20 protein-coding genes are annotated in these 23325 nt (G+C 71.5%); 11 read left to right on the forward strand and 9 right to left on the reverse strand.

The window, feature by feature from the left end:
- The first annotated feature begins 10 nt into the window (after nucleotides 1-10).
- A complete protein-coding gene (locus tag VGS97_RS08715) occupies nucleotides 11-1030 on the forward strand; it encodes a lysylphosphatidylglycerol synthase transmembrane domain-containing protein (protein ID WP_326852776.1) in 1020 nt (339 codons plus the stop codon).
- Nucleotides 1031-1040: 10 nt separating this feature from the next.
- On the opposite strand, the gene VGS97_RS08720 is transcribed toward VGS97_RS08715, so the two are convergent.
- A complete protein-coding gene (locus VGS97_RS08720; protein ID WP_326852777.1) occupies nucleotides 1041-1373 on the reverse strand; it encodes a hypothetical protein in 333 nt (110 codons plus the stop codon).
- A 492-nt stretch (nucleotides 1374-1865) separates the two neighbouring features.
- Here VGS97_RS08720 and VGS97_RS08725 point away from each other — a divergent pair, with 492 nt between their 5' ends.
- The gene (locus tag VGS97_RS08725) at nucleotides 1866-2765 is read left to right on the forward strand and encodes a hypothetical protein (RefSeq protein ID WP_326852778.1); all 900 of its coding nucleotides are present in this window, start codon (nucleotides 1866-1868) and stop codon (nucleotides 2763-2765) included.
- On the opposite strand, the gene VGS97_RS08730 is transcribed toward VGS97_RS08725, so the two are convergent.
- Both VGS97_RS08730 and VGS97_RS08735 read right to left on the reverse strand, forming a co-directional pair.
- Complete coding sequence (locus VGS97_RS08730; RefSeq protein ID WP_326852779.1) at nucleotides 2752-3213, reverse strand: hypothetical protein; 462 nt, start codon at nucleotides 3211-3213, stop codon at nucleotides 2752-2754. The two genes, VGS97_RS08725 and VGS97_RS08730, sit on opposite strands and share 14 nt — an antisense overlap.
- 184 nt (nucleotides 3214-3397) lie before the next feature.
- The gene (locus VGS97_RS08735) at nucleotides 3398-4372 is read right to left on the reverse strand and encodes an ABC transporter substrate-binding protein (protein WP_326852780.1); all 975 of its coding nucleotides are present in this window, start codon (nucleotides 4370-4372) and stop codon (nucleotides 3398-3400) included.
- 355 nt (nucleotides 4373-4727) lie between these two features.
- Here VGS97_RS08735 and VGS97_RS08740 point away from each other — a divergent pair, with 355 nt between their 5' ends.
- Genes VGS97_RS08740 through VGS97_RS08755 form a run of 4 tightly spaced genes read left to right on the forward strand, consistent with a single transcriptional unit; the run spans nucleotide 4728 to nucleotide 8566 of the window.
- Nucleotides 4728-7085, forward strand: coding sequence for a HAMP domain-containing sensor histidine kinase (locus tag VGS97_RS08740; protein ID WP_326852781.1), 2358 nt, complete (start codon nucleotides 4728-4730; stop codon nucleotides 7083-7085).
- Nucleotides 7082-7540 carry a roadblock/LC7 domain-containing protein gene (locus tag VGS97_RS08745; RefSeq protein WP_326852782.1) on the forward strand — a complete coding sequence of 153 codons (459 nt, stop codon included), beginning with the start codon at nucleotides 7082-7084 and terminating at the stop codon, nucleotides 7538-7540. The genes VGS97_RS08740 and VGS97_RS08745 overlap by 4 nt, the downstream gene beginning before the upstream one ends.
- Nucleotides 7537-7983 (forward strand): DUF742 domain-containing protein, encoded by a 447-nt coding sequence (locus tag VGS97_RS08750; protein WP_326852783.1) that lies wholly within the window; start codon nucleotides 7537-7539, stop codon nucleotides 7981-7983. Before VGS97_RS08745 ends, VGS97_RS08750 begins: the two co-directional genes overlap by 4 nt.
- Nucleotides 7973-8566 carry a GTP-binding protein gene (locus VGS97_RS08755; protein ID WP_349262051.1) on the forward strand — a complete coding sequence of 198 codons (594 nt, stop codon included), beginning with the start codon at nucleotides 7973-7975 and terminating at the stop codon, nucleotides 8564-8566. The genes VGS97_RS08750 and VGS97_RS08755 overlap by 11 nt, the downstream gene beginning before the upstream one ends.
- A gap of 170 nt (nucleotides 8567-8736) precedes the next feature.
- Here the strand turns inward: VGS97_RS08755 and VGS97_RS08760 are convergent, their stop codons facing one another.
- From VGS97_RS08760 to VGS97_RS08770, 3 genes are read right to left on the reverse strand one after another with little or no spacing between them, the layout of a single operon-like run.
- A complete protein-coding gene (locus tag VGS97_RS08760; protein WP_326852784.1) occupies nucleotides 8737-9408 on the reverse strand; it encodes an ABC transporter permease in 672 nt (223 codons plus the stop codon).
- On the reverse strand, nucleotides 9405-10055 hold the full coding sequence (locus VGS97_RS08765; protein WP_326852785.1) for an ABC transporter permease: 651 nt from the start codon (nucleotides 10053-10055) through the stop codon (nucleotides 9405-9407). Before VGS97_RS08765 ends, VGS97_RS08760 begins: the two co-directional genes overlap by 4 nt.
- Nucleotides 10052-11239, reverse strand: coding sequence for an ABC transporter ATP-binding protein (locus VGS97_RS08770; RefSeq protein ID WP_349262052.1), 1188 nt, complete (start codon nucleotides 11237-11239; stop codon nucleotides 10052-10054). The genes VGS97_RS08765 and VGS97_RS08770 overlap by 4 nt, the downstream gene beginning before the upstream one ends.
- 192 nt (nucleotides 11240-11431) lie before the next feature.
- On the opposite strand from VGS97_RS08770, the gene VGS97_RS08775 reads away from it, so the two are divergent.
- Nucleotides 11432-12976 (forward strand): S53 family peptidase, encoded by a 1545-nt coding sequence (locus tag VGS97_RS08775; RefSeq protein ID WP_326852787.1) that lies wholly within the window; start codon nucleotides 11432-11434, stop codon nucleotides 12974-12976.
- A gap of 61 nt (nucleotides 12977-13037) precedes the next feature.
- Nucleotides 13038-13961 (forward strand): ribonuclease Z, encoded by a 924-nt coding sequence (locus tag VGS97_RS08780; protein ID WP_326852788.1) that lies wholly within the window; start codon nucleotides 13038-13040, stop codon nucleotides 13959-13961.
- Nucleotides 13962-13965: 4 nt separating this feature from the next.
- Here the strand turns inward: VGS97_RS08780 and VGS97_RS08785 are convergent, their stop codons facing one another.
- Nucleotides 13966-15057: a hypothetical protein gene (locus tag VGS97_RS08785; protein WP_326852790.1), complete on the reverse strand. Its 1092-nt coding sequence runs from the start codon at nucleotides 15055-15057 to the stop codon at nucleotides 13966-13968.
- Nucleotides 15058-15357: 300 nt separating this feature from the next.
- Here VGS97_RS08785 and VGS97_RS08790 point away from each other — a divergent pair, with 300 nt between their 5' ends.
- Entirely contained in the window at nucleotides 15358-18279 is a 2922-nt protein-coding gene (locus VGS97_RS08790) for a hypothetical protein (protein ID WP_326852791.1), read from the forward strand.
- Between the two features lie 36 nt (nucleotides 18280-18315).
- The gene (locus VGS97_RS08795; RefSeq protein ID WP_326852793.1) at nucleotides 18316-19329 is read left to right on the forward strand and encodes a hypothetical protein; all 1014 of its coding nucleotides are present in this window, start codon (nucleotides 18316-18318) and stop codon (nucleotides 19327-19329) included.
- A 43-nt stretch (nucleotides 19330-19372) separates the two neighbouring features.
- On the opposite strand, the gene pip is transcribed toward VGS97_RS08795, so the two are convergent.
- A complete protein-coding gene (pip, locus tag VGS97_RS08800) occupies nucleotides 19373-20329 on the reverse strand; it encodes a prolyl aminopeptidase (protein WP_326852794.1) in 957 nt (318 codons plus the stop codon).
- Nucleotides 20330-20403: 74 nt separating this feature from the next.
- On the opposite strand from pip, the gene VGS97_RS08805 reads away from it, so the two are divergent.
- On the forward strand, nucleotides 20404-22329 hold the full coding sequence (locus VGS97_RS08805) for a glycoside hydrolase family 13 protein (protein ID WP_326852795.1): 1926 nt from the start codon (nucleotides 20404-20406) through the stop codon (nucleotides 22327-22329).
- 549 nt (nucleotides 22330-22878) lie between these two features.
- Here VGS97_RS08805 and VGS97_RS08810 read toward each other — a convergent pair.
- Nucleotides 22879-23295: a WhiB family transcriptional regulator gene (locus tag VGS97_RS08810; protein ID WP_349262053.1), complete on the reverse strand. Its 417-nt coding sequence runs from the start codon at nucleotides 23293-23295 to the stop codon at nucleotides 22879-22881.
- Between the last annotated feature and the right edge of the window lie 30 nt (nucleotides 23296-23325).

The following is a 23325-nucleotide window of genomic DNA, read 5'->3' on the forward strand; positions in this document are numbered from 1 at the left end:
AGCTCGCCCTGTGAGAGAGCGGACGACCATCGTGCGTGAATCGGCTGACGGCGACGCCACGGCCGAGGCGCAGCCCGCAGAGATCCCGTCCCGGTCGCTCACGTCACGCGTCACCGCGCTGCTCGGCAGCAGGGCCGTGCGCGTCGTGTTCGTCCTGGCGACCGTGGCGCTCGGCGGTTACGCGGTGGCCGATCAGTGGCCGCAGGTGCGCTCGGGTTTCGCCGACTTCGGCGTCGGCGCGCTTCTCGGATCGTTCGCGTTCGTGCTGCTTTCGCTGGTGGCGACGATGCAGGTGTGGCGCTCGCTGCTGGCCGCCGCCGGGTCACGGGTGCCGGTCGCACCGGCGGCGCGGATCTTCTTCGTCGGGCAGATCGGCAAGTATCTGCCGGGTGCGGTGTGGCCGGTGCTGGCTCAGATGGAACTCGGCCAGGCACAGCGGATTCCGCGGCGCCGCTCGGCGACCGTCGCCGTGGTCACCATGCTCGTCTCGCTGGCCGCCGGGCTGCTGACCGCGGCCGTGGCGGCCGTGGCGGGCCTGACCGGCTCGGCCACCGGGGGATACGGCTGGGCCTTCCTCGCCACGCCGGTGCTGCTCGTCGGCCTGCATCCGCGCGTGCTCAACCCGATGATCGACCGGCTGCTGCGGCTGGCCCGCCGACCGCCCCAGGAGGTGCCGCTGACCGGTCGCGCGATCGTCGTGGCGACGCTGTGGGCCATCCTGTACTGGGTGCTGAACGGCGCGGCGGTCTGGCTGCTCGCGACGCGGCTCGGCGCGGCCGACGGCCGCACTTTCCTGCTGGCCACCGGCGGATTCGCGTTCGCGTGGTGCGCCGGCTTCCTGGTCGTGCTGGCCCCGGCGGGCGCGGGCGTGCGTGAGGTCGTGCTGGTCGCATCGCTCTCGCCGGTGCTCAGCGTGGGCAAGGCCACCGCGGTCGCGCTCGCCTCCCGCCTGCTCACCACCGTCGGCGATCTGCTGTCCGCTGGGTTGGCCGCCTGGGTCGGACGGCGTCGAGGGCACGACCACGACTAAGCGGGCCGGGTCAGCAGGTGAGCAACTCCGCCTCGACCAGGCGGCGCAGTTGATCCCGGATGCGGTCGAGTTCGGCGCGCTGCGCGGACCACGCGGCGTAGGCACGCAGCCGCCAGCGGCTCGGCCGGGCGGCCAGCCAGGCGTCCCGCGCGACCCGCCAGCAGACCTCCTCGACGGCCGCCTTCAGCAGCGTCGGTGACTTGGCCACCATCGCCGCCGGAATGCGGATGCCGATCGACTCGAAGCGCAGGTTCCACGACTCGCCGTCCGGCTGCTGGTCGCGGCGCCGCTCCCGGCGCCCCCGCCGGCCCCTGCGGCCGCGGTCGCTGCTTTCGGGTTCCATGTTCGCCTCCTGACGCCGAGCCGCTCGCGCGAGGCTCCGCCCCTTCACGATCGCATACGGCACGGGGTTTAAGCACGCTTCGAATGGCATCGGTCAAACACGCGCCGAGCTTCGCCAGGCGTGCCAGTGTTCGTAGTGCGGCGGTGGAACGCGAGTGCGCCGCGAGGAGCACGGTCGTCGGGTGACGATTCACCCGACGAAGGCGGCGCCGACGTGCGCGTCTTCATCGTGGACGACCGCAAGATCGTCCGGCGCGCTGATCAGGACACGGCATCCGTTCAGCGCCGTGTGCGTGCGCTGAGTTCGCACTCTTACAGTCCGCACTCTTACAGTTGCGTGCTCTGATCGGGAAGAAGAGCTATCGCGTCGGGCGCACCATGCTGCCCCGCTGCCCCGGCGCGGCGCGTTAATCACGTACCGCGTGCAACAATCGTCGGCATCCCTGACCACATGCATTGTCACAGCTGTCACAAGCGTCACTGAGGAATCAGGTTGCGAGTAGACGTCCACCAGCACCTATGGACGGCGGGGTTCATCCAAGCGCTGCGCGAGCGTACGGCGCCGCCGTTGCTCGATGGATGGACGCTCGTCCTCGACGGCGAGCCGGACTACCCGATCAACCCGCGCGACCACGACGTACCGCACCGGTTAGGGTTGAACCGCGCCGACGGGCTAGGTCTCGCCCTTGTCTCGCTCTCTTCACCACTCGGCATCGAACTGCTGCCGGCGGACGAGGCCGCGCCGTTGCTCGATGCGTATCACCTTGGCGCGCTCGCGCTGCCGGAGGGCTTCGGCGCGTGGGCTGCCGCCTGCGTCACCGAACCGGACCGCTCAGCACTCGGCGCCTGGCTCGATGCCGGGTGCGTTGGCCTCCAATTACCGGCGACCGTGCTGGCGGACCGCGCGGGCTTTGCGCGCTGCGAGCCGCTGCTGCGGGTGCTGGAGGAGCGCGGCAAGCCGCTTTTCGTGCATCCCGGGCCGGCGACCTCGCGCAACGCTCCCGCGTGGTGGGCCGCGAATGTGGACTACGTCCAGCAGATGCATACGGCGCACCACGCTCTCGCCGCGTTCGGGCGCGCGGCGCACCCGACGCTCAAGGTGTGCTTCGCCATGCTCAGCGGCCTCGCGCCGCTGCACCGGGAGCGTGCCGCGGCGCGCGGCGGCCCGGACCTCGCCGCCGATCCGGCGGTGTGGTTCGACACCTCTTCTTATGGCGCGGTCGCGATCGCGGCGGTCGGCGCGGCGCTTGACGCGGCGCGTGGCGGTTCTGCGTCACTCGTGCTCGGCTCCGACCGGCCGTATGCCGTACCCGCCGTGCTCGCGGACGAGGCGGGTGCCGAGCGCGCGACCGCCGAACTGCTCGGCCTGCCCACAGGGCTCAGTTGTGAATAGTCAGACAGGCCGTCTGGTTCAGCGTGGTGTCGGTGAAGCAGAAGTTGTCCCCGTTGGCCAGCCACACCCCGCCGCCTGACGCCCAGCTGACGGTCAGGTGGTGGTTCGTCGGGTGACCGTAGATGCTGATCACTCCGGCCGTGTCCCACAGGTGTCCCCAGTCTGAGTCCGGACCGTCGGTCTCGCCGGTGACCGATTGCACGTTGAGGCCGCTGCCGACGACGGTGATGCAGACGTGCGCGCCACTCCAGTAGTCATAGGTGTGGCAGCCCGTGCCGGTGAACGGCCGGACGAGATGGGGCCTGATCGCACCCGTGTTTGTACTCGGCGACGCTGTTGACGCCGTTTTCGCGGCGGCGGTGCCCGTCGGGCCGGCCAGCGTGCACAGCAACACCGCCGCCACGACCAGGACGGAGCGCCCGGCTCCACCGAGAATCCCGCTGTGCATCAGGCCCTCCGCCACTGCTGCGCCACTGTGTATGACACTGCCGTCCACCGGGACGCGGTGGACGGCAGCCGTCACTTGTGGCACAGAGTACGTGGGTTGCCTTGTGCGAACCAGGTGGGGGAACCGGATCGGCCAGTTCCCGCCACTTTCACGCAGATAATCTGCCTGCTTAGATAAACCGCGCCTAGATCAGGCCCTGAGACGTCAGCCAGTCCTTGGCCACCGTGGCCGGGTCCTGCTTCTGCGACTGCACCTTCACGTCCAGCGAGAGCAGCGTCGCGCTGTCCAGCTTGGCGTCCACCGCGTTGAGCGCCGTGACGCCGGACGCGCTGAGCGCACTCTTGTTCACCAGCGGCAGCACGTTCTGAAGCCCGAAGATGTTCTTCGGGTCGGCCAGCGTGACCAGGCCGTTCTGACTGATCGTCGGGTCGGTGGTGAACAGGTCGCCCGCGTCCACCGCGTTCTGGGACAGCGCCGTCTCGGTCAGCGTGCCGCCCGCGTCCAGCGACTTGAAGGTGATCTGCGAGGCCTTGAGCCCGTAGGCCTGCTCCAGGCCGAGGATGCCCTGGTAGCGGGTCTGGAACTCGGCCGCCGCGCCGATCGACACCGGGCCGCCGTTCAGCGCCGTGACGAAGTCGGCGATCGACGCGCCCGCCTTCAGGTTGTACTTGCCCGCAGCGCTCTTGCTCAGCGTCAGGGTGTCGTTGTCCTGCGCCTGCGCCGGGTCGAGGACCTCAAGGCCCGGCGCGAGCTCGGTGACGATCGCGCTGTCCACCTGGGCCGTCGAGGTCTGCGGCGAGGTCTTGCCGGCCAGCTTGTCCAGGTATGCCAGCAGCGCGCCGTTGTACTCCGGCTTGAGGGTGATCTGGCCGTTCTTGAGCAGGCCGTAGGTGACCTCACGGCTGGCGATGTTCAGCTTGTAGCTGACCTTGTAGCCCTTGGCGGCCAGCGCCTGGCCGTAGACGTCGGCGAGCAGCACGCTCTCCAGGAAGTTGTCCGACCCGACCACGATGGAGCCGCCGGCCTGGTTCCCGCCGCCCCCGGTGAGCGGGTTCGACGTCGTGCCGCCGCTACTGCTGCTGCAACCCGCGAGGAACGCGCCGGTCAGAAGTGCAGCGGACGCGGCGGCGGTGAACCGCGTGGTAACCCTGGAATTCACAGTGGCTCCTTCAGCCCGGAGGTCCGCGGCGGGCGGGTTCCCGGCGCGGAATGCAGGAAATGCCCTTATGCAATCCAATCGACCGGGCCGACGGGCAGTCAACCAGCGTTCGATCACCGATAGGTATCGCTTGCGCACTCAAACAACCACGGTCAACAACCGCGACCAACGTCGACAACCGCCGTCCCGCGGCTGTTAATCCCGCCGGAACAAACCGCCGAGTGACCGGATGGCGACAAACCGGCGCCTGATTCGATACTGTGCTGCCCGGCTCGGATCTAAAGTCTGATCATCATGTCGAGGCCGCCCAATTTGCACTCGGACGGCGTACTCGGCGCCCGGGGAGGCAAGCACTGTGACTGTGCGCAGCGGGCAGGAGCAGGGACGTCCGGCGCACGGCCGCAGACCGGAACGGCGGCTCGACCGGGTTCCGTTCCGGCGCAAGCTCGACGCCCTGATCGCGCTGCCCGCCGTCGGCATCATCGTGCTGCTCACGCCGCTGGTGACCCAGCAGGTCAACTCGGCCCGCGACTGGGAGAGCGCGGCCTCGTACATGAACACCACCGAGCAGGTCAGTACACTGATCAACGACCTGAGCCTTGAGCAGGAGGACGGGCTCGGGGTGATCGGCAGCATCCAGCTCGTCGACATCACCGCGTACGACCGCGCCATGGAGACCACCGACAAGCAGCGGGTCGTGGTGCTCGCGGCGTACAACGACAACCCGCCGCAGAAGATGCGCGACGCGCTCGACCAGGTCGGCAAGCTCGCCCACGTGCGCAAGCTGGTACACAGCGGGTCGATCAACGGCACCATCCTGTTGGATTCCTACACGAAGACGATGGGCGACCTCAACGGCGCGATCGGCCTGGAGCAGATGGCCTCCGACCCGGTCCCGTCCGCCGTCCCCGCCGCCGAGCTCAACACCCTCTTCGCGACCGACCTCGCCGCCAACGAGCGAGAGGCCGCCCTCACCGACATCGCGGACAACCCGACCGAGGCGGCCGTCCAGTACCCGCTGGCCGAACAGTACGACGGCGTGGCCTCCGCGTACGCCACGTCACTGGAGGGCTTCGTCCCGCACGCCGACTACGTGATGTTCGCGGGCATCCACGACAACTCGCAGCAGGAGACGATCGACCAGTTCGAGGAGAGCGCCGGCGCGGCGTTCATCTCCGGCGACAAGGTCGCGCTGATCCAGCTGACCGGCTACTCCCGCCAGATCAGCGACGACGTGCTCGCCCAGAGCGATGCGCGGTCGATCATGGAGCACACCATCACGGACAACGTGGTGAGCCGGGCCGCGCACAGCGCGTCGGTGGCCGCCTGGACCGCCGTCGCGCTGGTCCTGCTGGCCCTGGCGCTGCTGACCGGCCTGGTCGTGCTGAGCGTGATAATCCGGCACTCGATCGCCCGCCCGGTCCTGAGGCTGACCAGGGCGGCCACCCGCATCGCCACCGTCGCGGAACAGGATCTCCAGCGGGTCGCCGACGACGATCTCGGGCAGGACGGCGGCGCCCCCGAGTTGGAACACGTCTCGATCGCCACCCGCGACGAGATCGGCGACCTGGCCGAGTCGTTCAACCGGCTCCAGGGCACCGCGGTGCGGGTCCTGGAGCGCCAGGTGCTCGTCCGGCGCAACACCGCCGAGATGTTCGGCAACGTCGGGCGGCGCATCTACAACCTCACCGGCCGCCAGCTCGCGCTCATCGACGCGATGGAGCGCAGCGAGACCGACCCGGTGCTGCTCGAACGGCTCTACCGCATCGACCACCTCGCGGTGCGCCTGCAACGCGGCGCGGACAGCCTGGTGCTGCTGTCCGGGGAGCGCGAGCCGGCCGTCGACGCGACCCCGATGCGGCTGACCGACGTGGTGCGCTCGGCGATCGGCCGGATCGAGGGCTACCAGCGGGTCGTGCTCGGCACCGAGGGCGACTCGATGGTCACCCCGTCCGCGATCGGCGACCTGACCCTGATGATCGCCGAGCTGGTGGAGAACGCGGTGGCGTTCTCGCCGACCTCCAGCACGGTGGACGTGGCGGTGCGCAGCGCCTCGCACGGCGCGGTGGTCGAGATCGTGGACCGCGGCGTCGGGATGACGACGCAGCGCCTGATGCAGGAGAATGAGCAACTGGTCCGGCGCGAGCGGCTGGACCTGGTTCCCACCAAGGTGCTCGGCCTGTTCGTGGTCGGGCGGCTGGCCCAGCGCACCGGAGCGCAGGTCACGCTGTTGCAGACCGCGGGCGGCGGGCTGACCGCCCGGATCGCCGTGTCCGACGAGCTCCTGCTCGGCCCGGTGGAACTGGCGCAGCGCGGTACGGGCGGGTCCGCCCCCGCGCCCCGCACCGTCCCCACCCCGCCGATGCCGGAGCAGCGCCGGGACCAGGAGACACCGGTGGCCGCGGGATTGGCGCCGCGTCCGGCGGGCAGGCAGTTGGAGGGATCGATGGCGCAGCGGCCGCCCACGCTGCCGCGCCGGGTCCGCGGCGCGGGACCCGCACCGCAGACCTCCGCCGCCGGGGGCATCTCGCTCGCCCCGGCGACGCAGCTCGACGCGGAGGCGGCGCGCGCGGCGATCGAAGAGTTCGAAGCCGGGGTCGACCAGGCGTTGCGCGACAGCGCGCAGGGTCTGCCGATCCAGCCTCCCGGGGCGGACGGTGACGTGCCGCCGCCCATGGGGGACACCGACGAGGAGAAGGGAGAGAGGCAATGACCGCCTCCACCACCGACGCGGACGGCATTCGTGCCGCGGCCGCCGATTTCACCTGGATGGTCAGCCGCTTCGCCGCGGAGACCGCGGGCGTGGTCGACGCGATAGCGGTCTCCTCCGACGGACTGCTCATAGCCGTGTCCCGACCGGGGGACCAGGCCGACTCCGAGCGGCTGGCCGCCATCGTCTCGGGCATCACCAGCCTCGCGATGGGGGCTGCGGGCAACTACGGGCTCGGCGCGCTCAACAAGGTCATCATCGACATGGCGGGCGGCCACCTGCTGGTCTCCTCTATTGGCAGCGGCTCGGTGCTCGGCGTGGTCGCCTCGAAGGACGCCAAGCTCGGCAACGTCGCGTACGAGATGACCCTGTTCGCCAACCGGGTCGGCACCATCCTGAGCCCGGCGCTGATCGTGGAGTTGAAGAACACCGTCGGCGCCGCCGGAGCGACGGGGTGAGCAAGCAGGGCGGGCGGCAGCAGAACCCGGCGGGCCCGGCGGCGGGGCGCGACGGGGCGCCGCAGGGCGCCGGCGCGGATCGCGCCTCGGCGGTCCGCCCGTTCATGGTCACCGACGGCCGGGTCGCCGCCGAGGCGGGCCTGCCGGTCGAGACGCAGGTGGTGGCGACCGCCGAGGGACTCGGGAAGATCGGCGCGCTGGCCTTCGAGCGGCGCGCGATCGTCGAGGCCTGCGGCGCCCCGCTGTCCCTGGCCGAGGTGGCCGTCAAGCTTCGACTGCATCTCAACGTGGTCCGGGTGCTCGCGGGGGACCTCCGGGCCGGCCAGTTCCTGGCGGTGCACGTGCCGCGTGCCGGCACGGCATCGGACATCGACGTACTGCGAAGGGTGATCGATGGACTCCGCGCCATCCCCACTTCCGTCGGCTCACGGGATGCCGACTGAGGTGTACACAGAGACGGTGCCGGCCACGCGACCGCCGCTGCCGGTCAAGATGGTCGTCGCCGGCGGCTTCGGGGTCGGCAAGACCACGGCCGTCGCCTCGGTCTCCGAGATCGAGCCGCTGACCACCGAGGCCTCGATCACCGAGGTCGCCTCCGGCGTCGACGACGTCTCGCTGACCCCGAACAAGACCACCACCACGGTGGCGATGGACTTCGGCTGCCTCACGCTCGACCCGACGCTCAAGCTGTACCTGTTCGGCACGCCGGGCCAGGACCGCTTCGGCTTCATGTGGGACGACGTGACCGAGGGCGCGCTCGGCGCCCTGGTCGTGGTGGACAGCCGGCGCCTGGACGACTGCTTCCCCGCGGTGGACTACTTCGAGCGCAAGGGCATGCCGTTCGCCGTCGCGGTCAACACGTTCGACGGTGAACTCACCCACCCGATCGACGCGGTACGCGAGGCACTGGATGTGGTCGACGAGGTACCGGTTATCTCATTCGACGCGAGGGACCAAGGCTCGGTACGCGATTCACTGGTCGTGGTGCTTGAGCACGCTTTGGCGCGAGCAGTCGCCGCCGCATGAGGCAGTACGGGATCAGAAGCGTGCGCCGAAAATGCGGCGGTAGGAATTTCGAACCAATCGAGTGCACGTTTGTGCAAACGGCCCCGGGATGAATTTCCCGGGGCCGTTTGCACAAACGTGCGATGGCGGGTACTGATTCGGCTTTTCCGCTTTCCGCCCGGGTGACCGGTTCAGTCGCGGCGGCGCAGGCCGGGTGAGACCAGCAGCCGGGAAAGCAGCGCGAACAGGGCGAGCGTCGCCAAGGAGAGCATCGTGACCAGGAACGCCCCGCCGACGACCTGGTTGTAGTCGTACTCGAACAGGCCGTCCACCACGTAGCGGCCCAGGCCGCCGAAGGAGATGACCGCGGCGATCGTCGTGGTCGCCACCACCTGCACCGCCGCGGTGCGCAGCCCGCTGAGGATCAGCGGCAGCGCGGAAGGGACCTCGACCCGCAGCAGGATCTGCATCGGCCGCATGCCCATCCCGCGCGCCGCGTCGACCACCGAGCGGTCGACCGCGCGCAGCCCCTCGTGCGTCGTCAGCAGGATCGGCGGAACGGCCAGCGCCACCAGCGGGATGAGTGCGGCGTAGAAGCTGAACACGCCGATCTTGACCGCCAGCAGCACGATGAGCCCGAGGCTCGGCATGGCCCGCCCGACCGCGGCCAGCGCCGAGATCGGGCCGTCGCCGCGCCCGGTGTGCCCGGTCAGGAAGGCCAGCGGCAGCGCGATCGCGGCGGCGCAGGCGATCATGATCAGCGAGTACCAGCAGTGCTCGGCCAGCCGCTGCCAGATGCTGTCGTAGCCGGAGTGGAACTTCGGGTCGCCGAAGAAGGCGCGGATGTCGTTGACCAGGTTCACGCGCGTGCGCCTCTCCGGTCGGCCCACGGGGTCAGCAGCCGCTGCACGCCGCGCAGCGCGACATCGGTCAGCAGGCCCAGCGCGAACAGGGTGAACAGGCCGAGCCAGACCAGGCGCTGGTCGAAGAAGCGCAGGCCCGTGATGAACAGCTCGCCGAAGCCGCCGAGGTTGCCGAGCACCGCGCCGACGCTCATCAGGCTGATGCTGGAGACCGCGGCCACCCGCACCGCGGCCATGATGTTCGGCGCGGCGATCGGCAGCTCCACCTGGAAGTAGCGGCGCGCCGGGCCGAAGCCCATGGCGTCCGCGGCGATGCGCACCTCCGGCGGCACCGCCCGGATGCCGTCCACCACGCCGGGCACCAGGACCGCCAGGCTGTAGACGGTCAGCGGGATGAAGATCGTGGTGTCGGTCAGCCCGAAGTAGTCGACCAGGAACACGAACAGCGCCAGCGACGGGATCGAGTACGCGATGGTGACCAGCGAGAGCACCGGCGGGTAGACGAACCGCCAGCGCGCGCTCGCCTGCCCGATCGGCAGCGAGATCAGCAGGCCCGCCCCGGTCGCGCCGAACGAGACCTTCAGCTGCTCGCCGAGCAGCCCGAGATAGGAGTGCTGGATGTAGCTCGGCAGGTCGAAGATGCTCATCGGGCCTGCTCCATCGGCGCCGCGGCCGTGTCCTGCGGCTGCGCCTCCTCGCGCTGCTGCTCCGCGCTCTTGCTCTCGTGGGCGTGCGCGGCGCGGATCGCCGCGGCGATCGCCTCCTGGCTGATCACGCCGAGCACCCGGCCGTCGGCGTCGGTGCCGACGGCCCAGCCGGTGGGGGAGAGCACCGCCGCGTCGAGGGCGGCGCGCAGCGAGTCGGTACCCGCGGCGAACGCGTGCCCGAATCCGGTCAGCCGGGCCCGGCCGATCGGTCCCTCGCCCGGCAGCGCGGCCGGGTCCGCCCAGCCCAGCGGTCGCCGGCCGGCGTCCACGACGAGCAGCCACGGCGTCCCCGCGGCGAGCGCCGCGTCGCGGGCGGACAGCGCGGGCGTGTCCGCCGCGACCACCGGCGCCTCGGTCAGGCTCAGCCCGTCGCTCGGATAGAAGGTGAGCCGGCGGATGCCCCGGTCCACGCCGAGGAACTGCTCCACGAACGCGTCCGCGGGCTCGGCCAGCAGCCGGTCCGGCGGGTCGAACTGGGCCAGCACGCCGCCGGCGCGCAGCACCGCGATCCGGTCGCCGAGCTTGACCGCCTCGTCGATGTCGTGCGTGACGAACAGGATCGTCTTGGCGATCTCCGACTGGATGCGCAGGAACTCCTCCTGGAGCCCCTTGCGTACGATCGGGTCCACCGCGGAGAACGGCTCGTCCATCAGCAGCACCGGCGGGTCGGCGGCCAGCGCTCTGGCCACCCCGACGCGCTGCTGCTGCCCGCCGGAGAGCTGGTACGGATACCGCTTGGCCAGCGCCGGGTCGAGTCCGACCAGGGCCATCAGCTCGTGCGCCCTGGCCCGCGCCGAGCGTTTGTCCCGGCCGAGCAGCCGGGGCACGGTGGCGATGTTGTCCACGACGGTCCGGTGCGGGAAGAGCCCGGCGTGCTGGATCACGTAGCCGATGGACCTGCGCAGCTCGGCGGCGGGCCGGGCGCGCACGTCCACCCCGTCGATCGCGATGCGGCCCTCGGTCGGCTCGATGAGCCGGTTGACCATGCGCAGTGAGGTCGTCTTGCCGCAGCCCGACGGGCCGACCAGCACCGTGATCGCCCCGTCCGGCGCGACGAGGCTCAGCTCGCTCACCGCGACCGTGCCGTCCGGATACCTTTTCGTCACCCGCTCGAAGGATATCAAGGTACTCCCTAACCAGGGCGGCCCGCGAAGCCTCAATCGTTCCCGGACGAAGTCGGGACTGTCAACCTGCGATATTAGCCGCCGGCGCAGACGGCATCGCGGCGGCTCTTCGAACAGGGATCCCGGCTACTGGTCACCGCTGCGGCGCGCCGGGGGCGCCAAACGGTCGCCAACCGGCAGGGTGTGGGATAAATGTTGAATATGGAACTCGCCGCCTCGCACCGCCGGCCGCTGCCCAACTCCGAACTGCTCGGTCCGGTCGATCCCGACGAGCACATCCAGGTCTCGCTTTATCTGCGGCGCCGACAGAACCTGCCCGCCGACGTGGCGGCCGGCCGGCTCCGGCTGACCCGCGACGAGTTGCGCACCCGCTACGGCGCGCACCCCGACGACGTCGAGCACGTCCGCGAAGCCCTGGTACGGCACGGCATCGAGGTCGTCGAGGCGGACCCCGGCGCGCGCCGCATGGTGCTTGCGGGAGCTGTGTCAGCCTTCTGCGAAGCGTTCGGCACCGCGGTCTCCCGGGTGCGCACGGCGCACCCGCAGGCCCCGGACGGCGTGGCCCACCGCTACCGCACCGGGCCGCTGAACCTGCCGAACGCGCTGTCCGGTGTGGTCACCGCCGTGCTCGGGATCGACGACCGGCCACAGGCGCGCGCGCACTTCCGCTTCGCCGCCGCCGCGAGCGCCGCGACCTCGTACACGCCGGTGCAGGTCGGCACGGCCTACGGCTTCCCGGCCGGCTTCGACGGCTCGGGCCAGATCCTGGCGATCATCGAGCTCGGCGGCGGCTTCGCGCAGGGCGACCTCGACACGTACTTCGGCGGCCTGGGCCTGGCGACCCCCGCGGTGACCGCCGTTGCGGTGGACGGCGGCGCGAACAGCCCCACCGGCGACCCGAACGGCCCGGACGGCGAGGTCCTGCTCGACATCGAGGTCGCCGGCGCGCTGGCCCCCGGCGCGGGCCAGGCGGTGTACTTCGCGCCGAACACCGACCAGGGCTTCGTGGACGCGGTGGCCGCCGCCGCGCACGCCACCCCCGCCCCGGCCGCCATCTCGATCAGCTGGGGCGGCCCGGAGGACTCGTGGACCGCGCAGGCCCGCGACGCGCTCGACCAGGCCTGCGCCGACGCCGTGGCGCTCGGCGTGACGGTCCTGGCCGCCTCCGGCGACAACGGTTCGAGCGACAACGCGCCGGACGGCGCGCCGCACTGCGACTTCCCGGCCTCCAGCCCGCACGTCCTCGGCTGCGGCGGCACCCGGCTGACCGTCGACGCGGCCGCATGGAACGAAACCGTGTGGAACGAAACCGTGTGGAACGACGGCACCGGCGGCGGCGCGACCGGCGGCGGCGTCTCCACCGTCTTCCCGGCTCCGGACTGGCAGACCAACGCCGGCGTCCCGTCCTCGGGCCGCGGGGTGCCTGATGTCGCGGGCAACGCGGACCCGCAGACCGGTTATCAGATCTACGTTGACGGCCAAGAGGGGGTCGTCGGCGGCACGAGCGCGGTGGCCCCGCTCTGGGCCGCGCTGGTGTGCCGCTTGGCGCAGCGGGCCGGCAAGCCGCTCGGCCTGCTCCAGCCGACGCTCTACGCGAATGTCGCCCCAGGCGTCGCGCAGCCCGGATTCCACGACATCACGCATGGCAACAACGGGGCGTATCGCGCAGGACCGGGCTGGGACGCGTGCACCGGCCTCGGCACCCCGGACGGTGGGACGCTCCAGGCTTTGTTCTGACGCTGTCTTTGTTCTGACGCCGTGCTCTTCTGACACTGTGCTTGTCTGACATCTTTGTCCCATGCGCGAACTGGTGGTGCTCGGCACGGCGAGCCAGGTCCCGACCCGCACCCGGAACCACAACGGCTACTTCCTGCGCTGGGACGACGAGGGTTTCCTGTTCGACCCCGGCGAGGGTACGCAGCGGCAGATGACGTTGGCGGGCGTCTCGGCGTCCGACGTTGACCGGATCTGCGTCACGCACTTCCACGGCGACCACTGCTTCGGCCTGCCCGGTGTCCTGGCCAGGGTCGCGCTCGACAACGTCGATCACCCGGTGCACTGCCACTATCCGGCGTCCGGACGAGAAGCCTTCGCGCGGCTGGCCTGGCGGTTCCCTGATCCGGACATGATGCTGCCCGGGGATCGCATCGAAGGGCCCGCAGAGGGGGAGCGGGCCGTCCTGGCCGACGAGCGCTTCGGCCGGCTGAGCGCGGTCCGCCTGGACCACGGCATCGATGCCTACGGCTACCGCCTCACCGAACCGCGGGTGCTACGCATGCTGCCCGAACAGTTGGCGGCGCGAGGCATCAGCGGTCCGGCAGTCGGTCGGCTTCAGCGAGAGGGCACGATCGAGCATGGCGTCCGGACCGTCACCCTCGGCGAAGTGAGTGTCATGCGTCCGGGCCAGGCCGTTGCGTTCGTCATGGACACGCGGTTGTGCGACGGCGTCTACGAACTGGCCGAAGGCGTGGACCTGCTCATCATCGAGTCGACGTTCCTGGCCGCGGACACCGCGCTCGCCGCCGCGTACGGCCATCTGACCGCGGGCCAAGCCGCGCGCGTCGCCGCCGAATGCGGGGTGCGCACGCTGGTGCTCACCCACTTCTCCCAGCGCTACCAGGACTCTGCCGCGTTCGAACTCGAAGCACGGGAGCACTTCGACGGCGAGCTTTACGTCGCCGAGGATCTAATGCGCGTGCCGGTACCCAAGCGCCGTGCGTAAAGCCTCAGTGCACCGGTGCGGACGCGCGTAACCCGGTCGCCAGGGGCAGGGTGTGCGCGAAGGCCAGATGATGCCGCCGGTCGCAGAACTCGACGAATCCGTCCCGCTCCTCCGCCGCGGCGTGCGTCGCGACCCGGGCGAGTTCGACCTCGGCCGCGTCGTGCCCGGAGACCGTCACATAACCGGCGATGGCCGGGCCGCGATCCTGCGGCGGGCCGGCCATGCCCACCACCACCGAGGTCGCGCCGCTCACCCCGGGCGGCAGGAAGGCCGAGCACGCGGCCGCGTCGAGGCCGCCGACGCCGCGCGGCCAGCGCTTGACCCAGCTGGTGGCGTGCCACCAGCTGGACAGCTGCCGCGGGCCGACCAGCCCGGTGATCGCCACCGACCGGGGCGCGGTGGCGTCCACCTCGGTCGGCTGCCACGCGTTCTCGCCGGGGCGCGGGCCTATCGCGCCGCGGCCGGGCAGGATGAGCGCGCCGAGCAGCGCGGTCACCGCGTTGCGGTCCAGCGGCACCAGCGGGCCCAGCCGCGCGCCGCCGGTGCCGTTCGCGCTCAGCCGGGCGAAGACCTCACCGGCCGCCTGCGCCGCGATCGCGGTCAGCCCGCGCTCGCCCTGCGCGAACCGGGTCGCTTGGCTCACCAGTTCGGCCGTGTACGCAAACCCCGCGACAGCGTACGCGCGGGTACGCCCCGCCGGACCCGGTACCTGGCACAGCAGCTGAAGCCGGGTCAGCGGGACCGGGCTGGAGCCGGCGGCGACCAGCATCTCGCCGAGGCGTGCGCCGAGATCCCCGGCCTCGGGACCGCGCATCACCGCGGGGGAGATCTCGGCGACCGCCAGGATCGTGCCCGCGCCGCCGTGCAGGAACAGCGCCGGGTCTCGCGAGCCGGTGGGCGCCGGAAGCCAGTGCAGGCCGCCGATGCCGAAGGGCTCGGGGCGCCGGGCGGTCCACTTGGGCAGGTGCAGCAGATGCGAACGGGTGCGCCGGCGCCGGATCCACAGCGTGAAACCGCCGGGTGCGGGTCCCGGGGTGATCGCGGACCTGGCCGCGGGCCGGGCCACCGTGTCCCGGTGCTGGGTCTGCGGGTTCATGGTGCCCCGCCCGAGCGGCCGCCGAGGCACGATGAGCGAGTTTGTGGCGCCACGTGCGCAGTGTCGCACAGCCTCGGGGCACCTCGCAGGCGACCTGCCGCGCCGGGTCGCGCCGAGGTCACGCTCGGCTGACGTCTTGTCTGCCCAGCGTAGCGCTGGTAACTTGCGGATCGGTGCTCTGCGATGGCCGGTATCGGCCGCCGCCGGGCCCGGGAAAGTCCGTGTCCCAGGGGGAGCAGGCGGCACGTCGGCTCCGCCGCCGCCAGCAGCCCTCGCTCGTGTAGGGGGAGGACGATGCGTGTGCCGGACCGATCGGCCAAGCGGTCGGAACGGTCGATCCTCGCCGCGCTCGCGGCCTGGGTCCTGCTCGCGGTTCTCGTCCTCGGCGTCCCGCTCGGCCTCGCGTACCTCATCGGCTGGCCGCTGAGCGGCGTACACGTCCCGCTCGGCCTGCCGCACCGGCCTTGGACGGCGCACACGCTGTTCCGCGTCGCGATGTTCGTGATCTGGCTGCTGTGGGCGCAGTTCGCCGCCAGCGTGATCGTGGAGTTCCGCTCCGCGCTGACAGGGATCGAAATACCTACGCGGATACCCGGCGCGGCGCTGAGCCGGACCGCGGCGCGTGCGATCGTCGCCGTCGCGTTGACGGCTTCCGTGGCGGGCGCCACGGTGACTGCCGCGTCCGCGCGCCCCGTGGCCGCGGTGAGCATCGACGTCGGCGGCGTTCGGGCCCACCTCCCGCAGCAGGCGAGCGGACCCCTGGCCAGAACACCGCAACCCGTGGCGCAGGCGCAGACCAGGCAGCCTGCCGTCCTGACCGACTTAGCCGGCCCGCACGTCGCCTCGAACACGGTTGCAACGAACACGGTTGCAACGAACACAGAGGCCGCCGCGATGGCGACCCTGAAGTACTACGTCGTCGAGCCGCCGGGCGGGCGGCGCCACGATTCCCTCTGGGATATCGCCCAGCGCTATCTCGGCGACGGGCGCCGGTACCGTGAGATCTTCGCCCTCAACGTCGGCCGCTTGCAGCCCGACGGCACGCAGCTTCAGCACGCGAGCCTGATCCGGCCCGGCTGGGTGCTCGTGCTGCCCTCCGACGCGCAGGGCCCGGGACTCAGCGTGCAGCTGCCCGCGAGCGCCTCCGCGTCGACACCCTCGCCCCAGTTGCCGCAAACGTCGCTGCCGCCGATCCAGTCCACGCCCGTGCACGATCCCACCACGTCCGCCACACAGACGAACGGCGACGGTGAAGCGCCGAAGACCTATGCGATGCCAGGTTCGCAGAACGGGACGAACCCGGCCACCGTGACCCCTGGCTCGGGCGCCATCCCGCACCCCGTCGCCTCGCGTCCCGCGTTGCCGCACGAGCAACCGGCCGGACCGCACTCCTCGGACGGCTCGGTCCTGCATTCGATCAGCGACGTGCTGCCGTACGTCGGGCTGATCGGGTCGCCGGTGCTCGCCGCCGCGCTGCTGGCCGGACTGACCGCCGCGGCCCGGCGCCGCCGCCGCGACCACCCGGCCGCGACGATCGCCGCCCCGCCGGACCCGGCCATCGCCGAGGTCGAGCGCACCATCCGTGCCGCAGCCTCCTGCGACACCATCGACTTGGTCGAGCGGGCGATGCGTGCGCTGCGCGGCGGGTGCGAGGTCGAGGGCCGAGTGCCGCCGGACCTGCGTTACGTGCGCACCGACCCGGACGGCCTCTACCTCGTGCTCGGCCGACCGGACACGCGGGCCCCCGCGCCGTGGTCGGTGCTCGCCGGTGACCAGCAGTGGCGCTTCGACAGCGAGGCGCCGCTCCCGGACGAGCCGACGCGCCACGCCGTGCCGTATCCGCTGCTGCTCGCGGTCGGCTCGCTCGGCGAGGAGCAGATCCTGGTCAACCTGGAGGCCTCCGCCGGCCGCTGCACCGCCGTCACCGGACCCAGCCGGCAGCGCCGTGCCGTGCTGGCCGCCGCCGCGGCGACCCTGGCCGCCGCGCCGTGGGCCGACCAGATCCGGATCGAGGCGGTCGGCCTGCCCGCAGAACTCGCCCTGCTCGCGCCGGAGCGGCTGCGCGTGCATCCCGACCTGCCCGCGGCGCTCGGCGCCCTTGAGGAGCAGGCCGCCGCCACCAGCCCGCACCTGGTCCGCCTGCTGATCGCGGAGAGCGTCGCGCCGGAGGATGCCGACCGGCTCAGGGTCCTGACGGCTGGGGCGGACGGCAGCACCGCGGCGCTGGTCGGCACGGAGCAACCGTGGCCCGACTTCACCGTTCTGACCGTGGACCCGGTCGGCAGGCTGCGCGTTCCCGGCGTCCCCGGCGACCTGACAGCCGCCCGGCTGCCCGACGCGCTGGCCGCCGCACTCGGCGCCCTCTTCCGCGTTGCCGCCGCGCCGCGCTACGCGCCCGCGTTCCGGCCCGCCGACGCGGAGGCGTTCGGCGGCGCAGACCTGGCCGATCAGCCGGTGGGAGTACGCGCGCGCATCCTCGGGCCCGTCGAGCTGACCGGCGTCGGCCCGGCCGACGCGGCGCGTGGACCGCTGTTCACCGAGGCGCTGGTGCTGCTGCTGTTCCACCGCGCCGGGCTGCCGGCGCCGGTGTTCGCCCGCGCGCTGTGGCCGCGCGGAATCACCCCGGCGGCGCGCGACCGGATGCTGCGTGACATGCGCGACTGGCTCGGCGAGGGCGTCGACGGCCCGCGCCTGACCGTCGCTCAGGACGGGCTGGTGCGCCTGACCGACGACGTGCGCGCCGACTGGGAGGAGTTCCAGGCCGCCTACCGGGACGCAGGGCGCTTGGCCGACGGTGCAGCACACTGGGACGCAGCCGAGGCGGCTCTCGTCCGCGCGCTTCACCTGGTGCGCGGCGAACTGCTGGCCGATCGGCCGGCGGGCCGGTACTCCTGGCTCGGATTCGGCACGCAGGAGACCGAGGTCCCCGCCGTCATCGCCGACGCCGCGTACCGCCTGGCGGCGCAGCGGCTCGCCCGCGGCGACGCCGCCGGCGCGCAGTGGGCTGCGGAGAAGGGCCTGCTCGGCGCCCCCGACGACGAGCGGCTGGTGCAGATCAAGATCCGCGGCATCGCGGCGCAGGGCGACCGGGAGCGGCTGCACGACGTCATCGCCGACCTCAAGGTGCGCGCGTGGTACCGCCACGGCGAGACCGACCTGCACCCGAGCACCAGCGCCGTCGTGACAGAGCTCTTCGAAGGACTCCAGGGCCTGCGCGCATGAGGGGCCTGATGAGAATGAGAAGCCTGAGGAGCCGCTGTGGTCAGTTCCGCTAGGGCGAACCCGCCCGCCGGCGGCCCGGCGGGCGGCGCGTTGGTGCTGCCGCCCGACCGGCGGCTCGTGGTGCCCGTCCTGTCCGGCAGCGGCGGCGTCGGCCGCACGACGGTCGCCGCGCTGCTCGCCGCCACCCTGCACCGGCACACCGTCGGCGCGCTCGGCGACACGCGCGGGAGCGCCGTGCTCGACTGCGCCGCACGCGGCCACACGCCGTGGCCCGCATGGGTGACGACCCCGGCGTCCTCGGGCACCGGCACGCTCGCCGGATACCGGGGTTCGGCGGCCGGCGCGGATGCCGACCTGGCGGAGCTCACCGACGCGGCGACGTCACACCTCGCCGTGGCCACGCACAGCCCGCTGTGGGTGCTCACCGACACCGGGCCGGCGTCAGGGTCCTACCTCGGCGGCGATCCCGGCCCGCGCTGGTGGCTGCCGGTCCTGCCGTCGCTGCGCGTGGCGGTCGTGGACGGCGACGCGCTCGAAGGCGCGCGCTTGGCCGCGCAGACGGTCGGCGGGCCGCTCTCCACGATCGGATCGTGGTTCGCGACACCGTTCCTCAACACCGCCGCCGTCTGGGTGACCGACACCGGTGAGGCGTCGCTTCAGCGCACCATCGACGCCCTGACATGCATCGCGGAAGTCCGCCTGCCCGCAGACCGCATCGTGGTCGCGATCACCGACCGTCGTGGCGTACGCCGTCGCGGCGGCAGCTCCCTGCCGGAGAGCTGGCACGACCTGATCGCGGGCCGGGTCGGCGCCCTCGTCGACCTCGGCCACGACCGTACGCTCGACGACCAGGGCGGCTGCCCGTCGCTCGACGCCGCCGCACTGGACCGCCCTGAAGTGGTCGAACTGGCCCGCGCCGTGGCCGTCGCGGCGCGCCTGCACTGGATCCCGGAGGGCGAGCCCGCCGTCTACGACCCGGCCAACAGCGTCCCTGCGTCCGACCTGACCGAACTGATGCTGCGTCAGGCGGGCCGCGCCGCGCTGCGGTAACTCGCGGTAACTCGCAGGGGCTATGCCGGTTGCGTCACCTTCGTCACCTTCTCGCGAAGTCGGCGAGTGCTTCTTCGAGCACGCGGGCCATCGTCGTGCTCCCGGTGTGGCCGGAGTCCTCGACGACGACGAGACGGGCGTCCGGCCACGCCTGAGCCAGTTCCCAGGCGGTGCCGATCGGGCTGCCCATGTCGAGGCGGCCGTGCACCAGCAGCCCGGGGATGCCCGCGAGGCGGTCGGCGTTGCGCAGCAGCACGCCCTCTTCCAGCCACGCGGCGTGCGAGAAGTAGTGCGCGCAGATGCGCACGAACGCGAGTTTCGCGGTGTCGGGGCGGTCGCTGTACGCGTTCGGCTTGCCGTTCGGCTCTGCCGAGATGACTGCGTCCTCCCAGGCGAGCCAGCTGTTCGCCGCTTTGGCGCGCGTGTCGGGATCCGGGTGCTCCATTAGCCGCGCGTACGCGGCCACGAGGTCGCCGCCCCGCTCGGCCTCCGGCACGCCCGCACGGAAGCGGTCCCACGCCTCGGGAAAGAACCGGCCGACGCCCCGGTAGAGCCAGTCGACCTCCGAGCGGCGCGTGGTCGTGACGGCCGTGATGATGATCTCCGAAACGCGCTCCGGGTGCCGCTCGGCGTACGCGAGGATCAGCGTCGAGCCCCACGAGCCGCCGTTCAGCAGCCAGCGCTCGACACCCAGGTGCGTGCGCAACAGTTCCATGTCCGCGAGCAGATGCTCCGTCGTGTTCACGCTCATGTCCGTCGCCGGGTCGCTCGTGTGCGGGGTGCTGCGTCCGCAGCCGCGCTGATCGAAGACGATGACGCGGCAGCGCTCCAGATCCCACCCCGACGGCCGTCCGGGCGCGAACCCGCTGCCGGGGCCGCCGTGCACCTTGAGCACCGGTTTACCGCTGGGATTGCCCCAGGCCTCCCAGTACACGCGGTTGCCGTCGCCGACGTCGAGCATCCCGTGCTCGTTCGGCCGCTCGGAGTCGTTCTCGGTCATGCCTCGCCAACCTCCCGGGGAGCGTCGAATAAAGTCGGATCATTGCAAGCAACGACACGAGACGCAGGGAATTCATGACCGTGACCGGCCCCGAGTGCGCCTCCGCCACTGCTTCTTCCAGCACTGTTTCTTCCAACAGTGCCACTTCACCTGGCACCGTCACTTCGTCCGGCGCCGCTTCCGCCACGACGGTTCCGGCCCAGTCGGCGCCGCCCGCCGACGAACCACGACCCTGGTGGCGCGACGCGGTGATCTACCAGGTCTACGTCCGCTCGTTCGCCGACGGGAACGGTGACGGGGTCGGTGACCTGCTCGGCATCCGCACCCGGCTGCCGTACCTGCGCGAGCTCGGCGTGGACGCGGTATGGATCACGCCGTTCTACCCCTCGCCGATGGCGGACGGCGGCTACGACGTGGCCGACTACTGCGCGGTCGATCCGCTGTTCGGCACGCTCGGCGACTTCGACGCTCTCGTCGCCGAGGCGCACGGCGTCGGCCTGCGCGTCATCGTGGACCTGGTGCCGAACCACTCCTCGGACCGGCATCGCTGGTTCGCCGAGGCGCTCGCGGCCGGGCGGGACGCAGCGGCCCGTGACCGGTACATCTTCCGGCCCGGGAAGGGCGAGCGCGGCGAGTTGCCGCCGAACGACTGGGAGTCGGTGTTCGGCGGTCCGGCCTGGACTCGCACGCTCGACCACGACGGCACGCCCGGTGACTGGTACCTGCACCTGTTCGACTCCTCGCAGCCGGACCTGAACTGGCGGGATCCGGCGGTGCGCGCCCAGTTCGAGCAGATCCTCGGGTTCTGGCTCGACCGGGGCGTGGACGGCTTCCGGGTGGACGTGGCGCACGGCATGATCAAGCACCCCGACCTGCTCGACGTCGGCCGCACCGGCCAGCTCACCATGCTCGGCAGCGCGGTGCTCCCGTACTTCGACCAAGACGACGTGCACGATATCCACCGCTCCTGGCGGCGCATTCTTGACGGCTATCCCGGCGGACGGATCGCGGTGGCCGAGGCCTGGGCGCCATCGCTCGAACGGCTGGCCGCATATGTGCGGCCTGACGAGTTGCATCAGGCGTTCAACTTCCACTACCTGACCACGCCCTGGGACGCCGAGGCGTTGCGCGCCGTCATCGACCGGTCGTTGCGCACTGCCGGGCTGGTCGGCGCGCCCTCGACCTGGGTGCTCTCCAACCACGACGTGCAACGGCACGTTACCCGGTACGGCGGGGGACCGGCCGGAGTGCGTCGGGCGCGTGCCGCCGCGCTGCTGATGCTCGCGCTGCCGGGCTCGGCGTACGTGTACCAGGGCGAGGAACTGGGCCTGGAGGAGGTCCTAGACCTGCCGACAGAGCTGTTGCAGGACCCACAACGCCTCCGCTCGACGGATGGTGAGCGCGGGCGGGACGGCTGCCGGGTGCCGTTGCCGTGGAGCGGATCGGCCCCGCCCTTCAGCTTCACGCCGCTCAACATCGTCGACGGCTGGCTGCCCGCCCCGGCTCACTGGGCCGAACTCACCGTCGAGGCGCAGTGGCATGACCCCGGCTCGATGCTCGGGCTCTACCGCGAGGCGCTACGGCTGCGCCGTGAGCACCCGGCGCTCGGCGACGGCAACCTGGAATGGACGGACTCGCCGGACGGCACGCTGGTCTTCTCCCGCGAACCACGCTTCGTGTGCACGGTGAACACCGGGGACGAAGACGCAGCCGTGCGACTGCCGGCTCCCGGCACGGTCCTGCTAGCCAGCGGACCGATCCGCCAGCCAGCGCCGGAGCCGATGCCAGTGCCGACGTCGGAGTCAGCGCCCGTACTCGTGCCGGAGTCAGTCTCGGTTTCGGTGCCGGTGCCGGTGCCGGTGCCAGCGTCGGCGTCGGAGTCGGTATCAGAGTCGGCGTTCGTGTCTGCACTGGTGTCCGCGTCGGCGTCGGCCGGAGAAAGTGCAGCGGTCGTGGTCCTGCCTCCGGACACCGCCGTCTGGTGGACCATCGACCGCTGATATGAATTTATATACAGGCTGACATGCGGATTATCGGATCATATGGATTCGAAACCTCTGGACGGCGCCCTTGCCCCGGCACATTTGAAACGAGCCTTGTTGCCTCGCCAGCCTGTGCTGTCTCGCGAGTTGGTGCTGTCTCGCGAGGTTGCGTTGTGAGGTGGCACTGTGTCGTGGGCCTGTGTTGTCTCCCGAGCCGGTGTTTTCTCGTGGGCGGATTTTGTCGCTGTCTCGTGGGGGTGTGTTGCCCCGCGAGCGCGCGCCATCCGCCAAGCGAGTGCCGTGCCGCCACGCCGCAAGCTCGTCTCGCCTAGCAAGCCCGTGTCGCCGCCCCTTGGCTGATCACCATCCGTGGCAGATCACACCCACAGTTGCTCGTTACCGGCGACTGATTGTCGCCGACAGCTGCCCGTCACTGACAGCTGCTCGCCAGTGACGGCTGCTCGTCACCCGCTCGTCCGCTGCCCGTCGTCTCCGGTGCCTTCGTCTGCGGTGCCCCTGTCCTGCCCCTGTCCTGTCCTGCCCTGTCCCTGTTTTCCCTGTCCTGCCTCAGGCCGCGATCGAGCGTGGCCGGGGGATCCGGCGGCCGAAGGAGCGGCCGAAGCCGATCTCGCGGTCCGTCTCGCTCAGGCCGCCCCAGATGCCGAACAGCTCCGGGGTCTGGAGCGCGTGGTTCCGGCACTCGCGCAGCACCGGGCAGCTCGCGCACACGCGCTTCGCCGCGCCCTCCCGGGCCTCGCGGTCACGGATGCGCTCCTTCTCCGGCCCGAAGAACAGCCGCGCGTCGGAGCCCTGGCAGGCCGCCCGTTCCTGCCAACCCAGCCGCAGTTGCGCGACCGGGGGGATGCGCGCCGCGTTGCGCGCCGAACGCCGCTCCGGCAGCAGCGCCACCTGCTGGTTCTCCGCCCGTACGCCCGCCTTCCCCACGCGCGCCGAACCGCCAGCCCTGTCGTTGTCGTCCGCCAACACAATCCCCTCCGAGTGTGTCCTGTCCGT

The sequence above is a fragment of the Actinocrinis sp. genome (assembly GCF_035946395.1).
GTDB lineage: Bacteria > Actinomycetota > Actinomycetes > Streptomycetales > Catenulisporaceae > Actinocrinis.

What these genes read in the sequence shown, in the direction of transcription:
- VGS97_RS08755 (WP_349262051.1), top strand. Translation starts at nt 7,973, where the DNA reads ATGCCGACTGAGGTGTACACAGAGACGGTGCCGGCCACGCGACCGCCG.
- VGS97_RS08780 (WP_326852788.1), top strand. Translation starts at nt 13,038, where the DNA reads ATGCGCGAACTGGTGGTGCTCGGCACGGCGAGCCAGGTCCCGACCCGC.
- pip (WP_326852794.1), bottom strand. Translation starts at nt 20,329, where the DNA reads ATGACCGAGAACGACTCCGAGCGGCCGAACGAGCACGGGATGCTCGAC.
- VGS97_RS08785 (WP_326852790.1), bottom strand. Translation starts at nt 15,057, where the DNA reads ATGAACCCGCAGACCCAGCACCGGGACACGGTGGCCCGGCCCGCGGCC.
- VGS97_RS08775 (WP_326852787.1), top strand. Translation starts at nt 11,432, where the DNA reads ATGTTGAATATGGAACTCGCCGCCTCGCACCGCCGGCCGCTGCCCAAC.
- VGS97_RS08720 (WP_326852777.1), bottom strand. Translation starts at nt 1,373, where the DNA reads ATGGAACCCGAAAGCAGCGACCGCGGCCGCAGGGGCCGGCGGGGGCGC.
- VGS97_RS08745 (WP_326852782.1), top strand. Translation starts at nt 7,082, where the DNA reads ATGACCGCCTCCACCACCGACGCGGACGGCATTCGTGCCGCGGCCGCC.
- VGS97_RS08730 (WP_326852779.1), bottom strand. Translation starts at nt 3,213, where the DNA reads ATGCACAGCGGGATTCTCGGTGGAGCCGGGCGCTCCGTCCTGGTCGTG.
- VGS97_RS08765 (WP_326852785.1), bottom strand. Translation starts at nt 10,055, where the DNA reads ATGAGCATCTTCGACCTGCCGAGCTACATCCAGCACTCCTATCTCGGG.
- VGS97_RS08805 (WP_326852795.1), top strand. Translation starts at nt 20,404, where the DNA reads ATGACCGTGACCGGCCCCGAGTGCGCCTCCGCCACTGCTTCTTCCAGC.